Annotated in this window: 6 protein-coding genes; 4 read left to right on the top strand and 2 right to left on the bottom strand. The window is 72.3% G+C overall.

What is annotated here, in order from left to right:
• Positions 1 to 605, bottom strand: a 605-nt coding sequence (locus tag RWM17_RS11970) for a fibronectin type III domain-containing protein (protein ID WP_314103988.1), incomplete at its 3' end; no start/stop codon positions are given.
• Between the two features lie 222 nt (positions 606 to 827).
• Positions 828 to 1385 (bottom strand): peptide-methionine (S)-S-oxide reductase MsrA, encoded by a 558-nt coding sequence (gene msrA, locus RWM17_RS11965; RefSeq protein WP_314103987.1) that lies wholly within the window; start codon positions 1383 to 1385, stop codon positions 828 to 830.
• Between the two features lie 123 nt (positions 1386 to 1508).
• Between msrA and RWM17_RS11960 the strand changes: the two genes are divergently transcribed.
• From RWM17_RS11960 to RWM17_RS11945, 4 genes are all read left to right on the top strand, one after another.
• Positions 1509 to 1682 carry a hypothetical protein gene (locus RWM17_RS11960; RefSeq protein ID WP_314103986.1) on the top strand — a complete coding sequence of 58 codons (174 nt, stop codon included), beginning with the start codon at positions 1509 to 1511 and terminating at the stop codon, positions 1680 to 1682.
• A 366-nt stretch (positions 1683 to 2048) separates the two neighbouring features.
• Positions 2049 to 3674: an ABC-F family ATP-binding cassette domain-containing protein gene (locus RWM17_RS11955; RefSeq protein ID WP_314103985.1), complete on the top strand. Its 1626-nt coding sequence runs from the start codon at positions 2049 to 2051 to the stop codon at positions 3672 to 3674.
• A gap of 134 nt (positions 3675 to 3808) precedes the next feature.
• Complete coding sequence (locus RWM17_RS11950; protein WP_314103982.1) at positions 3809 to 4402, top strand: MarR family transcriptional regulator; 594 nt, start codon at positions 3809 to 3811, stop codon at positions 4400 to 4402.
• A 225-nt stretch (positions 4403 to 4627) separates the two neighbouring features.
• Positions 4628 to 4870, top strand: a complete 243-nt coding sequence (locus RWM17_RS11945; RefSeq protein WP_314103980.1) for a hypothetical protein — start codon at positions 4628 to 4630, stop codon at positions 4868 to 4870.
• The last annotated feature ends 414 nt before the right edge of the window (positions 4871 to 5284 follow it).

Genomic DNA, 5284 nt, shown 5'->3' with positions numbered 1-5284 from the left:
GGGGGAGCGGCGGGCGTCGTCGGCGCGGACGAGGCCGACGGGCCGGTGCCGGCTGCGCTGAGGGCAGCGACGGTGACGACGTAGCTGCGGCCCGTGGTCAGGCCCGTCACGTCGAGCTGGGTTCCCGGTGCGGCGACGTCGGCGCTGCCGCCGTCCCAGGTGACCCGGTAGGAGGTGAGCGCCGGGCCGCCGAGGTCGGCCGGCGGCGACCACGTGACGCCGATGCTCCCGGCGCCGGTGGCCGTCGCGACGACGGACCGGGGGGCGCTCGCGGGGCGAGCGGCGAAGTCGAACGAGATGAGGTACTGGATGACCTGGCCGTAGGTCGGGTCCGTGGCGGCGGCGGAGAACTGCGCGTAGCCCACGTTCTGCGGGACGCCCGTGATGCGGCCCGTCGACGAGAGGCTCAGGCCCGGCGGCGGGGCGTCCACGGCGGCCCAGGCGGAGTTCGAGCTGCTGGCCGAGGCCGGGATCTGGTGATCGTAGGGCTGTCCCACCGTGCCGGGCGCGGCCGTCAGGTAGCCGTAGTTGGCGCCGCCGCCACCACCGCCGCCGCCGCACGCGCAACTCGGATCGGAGATGCCGAGGGCCACGCTCGGCACCACGAGACCGCTGAAGACCGTCAGAGCAACGAGCGCGAGTGCCAGACGATGCAGTCGTCCGCGTCGGCGACCGTGACCCGAGGTGCTCAGGGGGGCAGGCGTGGTCAGATCGTTCATCCGTCGGTCTCCGTCGTGAGGGTGCCCGCCGCTCAGGGAGGCGGCGGGCACCCTCACGATAGATCGCTGGATACCAATGGGTATGCACCCCGTTCGGGGCTGCGGCGACTAGCTCGCGACGGACTCCTGCTCGCGCTTCGGCAGGACCCAGCCCGGGCGCACGAAGTGGCAGGTGTAGCCGTTGGGGAGCTTCTCCAGGTAGTCCTGGTGCTCCTCCTCCGCCTCCCAGAAGTCGCCGACGGCCTCGACCTCGGTGACGACCTTGCCCGGCCACAGGCCGGAGGCGTCGACGTCGGAGATGGTGTCGAGCGCGGTCGCGCGCTGCTCGTCGGACGTGTAGAAGATCGCCGAGCGGTAGCTGTCGCCGACGTCGTTGCCCTGGCGGTCCTTCGTCGACGGGTCGTGGATCTGGAAGAAGAACTCGAGCAGCTCGCGGTAGCTGATCACCGAGGGGTCGAAGACGATCTCGACGGCCTCGGCGTGGCCGGCGTGGTTGCGGTAGGTGGCGTTCGGGGTGTGGCCGCCCGAGTAGCCGACACGGCTCGAGACGATGCCGGGTCGACGACGGAGCAGCTGCTGCGCGCCCCAGAAGCAGCCGCCGGCGAGGACCGCTCGCTCGGTCGTGGTGCCGGTGGAGGGGGAGGCGTCGGGTGCGATGTCGTTCATGCTGTGGAATCTACGCCCGACGTCCGACAGTGCCGTGTGGCCGGGCCGAGTGCCGGCTGTGCGCGCCGTGCACCTTGTGCCCCGGAGGTTGCGTCTCCGTGGCCGCCCCGCGAGGATCGACGCATGGAGACCTTCATCATCGCCCTCATCGTCCTCGGCGCCGTCGTGGTGATCGTGGGGATCCTCATCGCCCTCGTCACGCCCGTGCTGTCGGCCGCGCTCGAGCGCCGTGCCGCGTCGAAGGGCCGCCTCGCGGCCGAGTCGCCGTACCGCACGCCCCGCGCACCCCGCCGCTGAGGGCCGCGCGGCCGCACGCGTCGCCTGCGCCGCCGCCGTCGACCGGGTGGACGCGGGAGTGGTGCCTCGGGAGCGCAGCCCTGCCGTGAAGCTCATCGACGCTCCGCGAGGCACCTGACCGGGGGTTCACGACGTCCCGGCCTGGGATCACGGTACGACGGCCCCCGCGAGATCACCAATCCCAAAACCCCTGGTCAGAGCCCTGGAAATCCCTAGACGTCCTAGCGACGCGTCGCGACCAGGCATTTCTCGCCGACACGCCCGGGCCGGGCTCTGTCCGTTTCGCGCAGTCCTGAGGCGTCCTCGTCGACGCGACGGCCGCCTCCTCGGCTCGTGGGTCCCGTCCCGCCCTGGGATGATCGTCGGATGAGCCTCATCCGACTGCACGACGTGTCCGTCCGCTTCGAGAACGCCCCCGTGCTGCGCGAGGCCTTCTTCCGGCTCGAGCAGGGCGACCGGGTCGGCCTGATCGGCCGCAACGGCTCCGGCAAGTCGACGCTGCTCAAGCTCGTGCTCGAGCAGGTGCAGCCCGACGCCGGCACGGTGACGGTCGAGCCGGGCACGCGCATCGGGTACTTCTCGCAGTTCAGCGAGCTGGACGGCACGTCCACCGTCACCGAGGTGCTGCAGGGCCTCTTCGAGGGCGTGCGTGCCATGGAGGCCGAGCTGGCCGAGATCGACTCCGCCATCGCGGTGGCGGCCACGGACCCCGACCAGGGCGACGAGCTGACCCGGCTGATCGACCGCCAGGCCGAGCTCTTCGCCGAGATGGACCGCCAGGACGGCTGGGACTACCCGCGCCACATCGACACGGCCCTCACGACGCTCGGCTTCACCGAGGAGCACCGCTCGCTGCCCATCGACGACCTGTCCGGAGGCTGGCGCAACCGGGCGGCGCTCGCGAAGATCCTGCTCGAGCAGCCCGACGTGCTCCTGCTCGACGAGCCCACGAACTTCCTCGACGTGGCCGGCGTCGAGTGGCTCGAGCAGTGGTTCCGCGACTTCCGCGGCGCCGCCGTCGTCGTCTCGCACGACCGGCAGTTCCTCGACGCGGTCGTCACCCGCATCGTCGAGGTCGAGGCGTTCCACCTGCACGAGTACCCCGGCGACTTCGGCGAGTACGTGGTGCAGAAGCAGTTCCGGCTGAAGACCATCGAGCAGCAGTTCGCGCACGAGTCCGAGCTCCTCGCCTTCGAGTCCGAGGGCATCGCCGACCGGCGCGAGGCGGTCAAGGTCGCCAAGGCCGCGAAGGCGGGAGGTGCGGGCGGCCTCACGAAGGAGCTCGCGAAGATCAAGAAACAGCGCGCCCCTCGCCCGGTCGACCAGATCATCACCGAGATCTACGGCGGGCTGCACGTCAAGGACGTGCTCTGCCGCGTCGAGGGGCTCGGCAAGTCGTACGGCGACCGCGTGCTCTTCGACGACGTCTCGTTCGAGCTCCGTCGCCGCGACCGGATGGTCGTCTCGGGCTCGAACGGCAGCGGCAAGAGCACGCTGCTCCGCGTGCTGGCGGGGGAGGAGCGGGCCGACCGGGGGCGCGTCGACTGGGCCGGCGGCGCGCGGGTCGTCTCGTACGACCAGGTGCTCGCCGACCTCGACGACCAGGACACGGTGACCCACGCGGTCAACGCCATGCCGGACAGCCTCGCCCTCACGGCGACGCGCAAGTCGGTCGGCCGGTTCCTCACGATGTTCCAGTTCTCCGAGGCCGACGTGAAGCAGCGGATCGGCGCGCTCAGCGGCGGCCAGCGGGCTCGGGTGGCGATGGCCCAGTGCCTGCTGTCGGGCGCCTCCGTCCTGTTGCTCGACGAGCCGACGAACCACCTCGACCTCGCGAGCACGCAGGTGATGGAGCGGGCGCTCGTGCACTTCCCGGGCGCGGTCGTCGTCGTCAGCCACGACCGCTTCTTCAGCGAGAAGGTCGGCAACCGCCGCGTCGTCTTCGGGGCGGAGGGCGCGGCGGTCGGCGAGCTCGAGGTCGGCGCGGCCTGAGCCGGGCGCGGTGCGCGTGGCCGGTGCTGTCCGCGCCCGCAGCCCCGGGGGTGTTGACTGGGGACGCTGCGCCAGTCAGGTCTGTCGTGGAGACTCCTCTCCCGCGAGCACCGACACCCAGAAGCGAGGCCGTCATGGCCACCCCTGCACCGCACGCACCCGACACCCTCCACCCCGAGGACCCTGCCTCGCAGGAGGGGCCGGTCGACTCCCAGCCCGCCCTGCGGAACGCCCAGGTGGTCGGCACCGGCATGCCCCTGCTCGAGGAGCGGGCGCCCTCCGACGCCGCGAGCGAGATCCTGGCGCGGATGCGTCGGGTCCGCGACGCGGACATCGCGTTCGCGCTCCAGCTCCGTCAGCAGCTCGACCTGAGCGGCAACGACCTCGCGGCCGTGACGCTCATCCAGCACTGCGAGGCCCGGGGCACGAACGCGCACGCGAAGGACATCGCCCACCAGCTCGGGGTGACGAGCGCGGCGGCGACGATCATCGTCGACCGGCTCGTGGCGCTCGGCCACGTGCTTCGCACGGACGACCCGAACGACGGGCGTCAGCGCATCCTCAGCCTCACGCCCAGCACGTGCGAGCTCCTCGAGAACGCCACCCGGGATGCGGACCGGGCGCTGGCCGAGCTGGCCGCGACCCTCTCGACCAGGGAGCGGACGCGGCTGACGACGCTGCTCGACGCGGTCGCGGAGATCCTCGACGCCGGGCCCGCCGCCTCCTAGGGGCGCTCTGCGGGCCGTTCACGACCTATCCGCTTTGCGAAGTCCCTCGAACGATTAGCTTCGTGCATTAGGTAGACCCCGTGCCGGGGCATAGCTTCGGGGTACCGGATCTTCCCCTCCGGCGCCCTCCGCCGATACGCCGCCAACATCCTGGTGGTCCTTCGCGGGGCGCTGTGCACCCGGTTGACGCGAGGCCAGCTACGCCTCAGATCACGGCCGTGTCCCATGACGACGATCGATCCTGTCCGAACTGCCGCCCGCCCGCTCCTCCACGTCCGTGAGGTGCCCGCGCCGGCCACCCGCCCCCCGCTCGCACCCCGTGGCGCGAGCAGCTACACCACCGCTCCCGGCGCCGTGCCCGTGCGCATCGGCTCCTACCGTCGCGGCGCTCGTGCGTCGCGCTCCGCAGCCCCGGTCGTCTCGGCCGAGCTGACCTACGGCGACTTCTTCGCCACGCCCGGCGCCTAGCGCCGCGGCGTCGCCCTCCCGCGACGCCACCTCCTCCGGCACCGTCCGGCAGTCGGCACCCCGACGCACCCGATCCGTCCCGTCCCGCACCCCGGGACAGGTCGTCCCCTCAGCTCCCCTCACCCGAGAGGCACCACCGTGACCCAGACCCCGTTCACCCCCGCCCCCGCCGTCGACCACCTGTCCGTCGCGACCGAGGCCATCGACGTCATCTCGCTGATCTCCGCCCAGGACGCCGCGTGACCGCCGCCGAGCTGGCGGCGCTGCCGCCCGAGGCGCTCGTCGACCTCGTCCGTCGCGTGCTGCGCGAGCTCACCGCGCGCTAGGGCCCTGCCCCGCGGGCGGCCGTCAGGTCGAGACCCCGAGAACCGCCGATGCCCACCACCAGGCAGGCGGGGGGGGGGGGGTTGGGGG

Origin of the sequence: uncultured Frigoribacterium sp., assembly GCF_963515265.1 — a bacterium.
In the GTDB taxonomy this organism is placed as follows: Bacteria; Actinomycetota; Actinomycetes; order Actinomycetales; family Microbacteriaceae; genus Frigoribacterium.
This window is presented reverse-complemented; position numbering and strand designations above follow the sequence as displayed.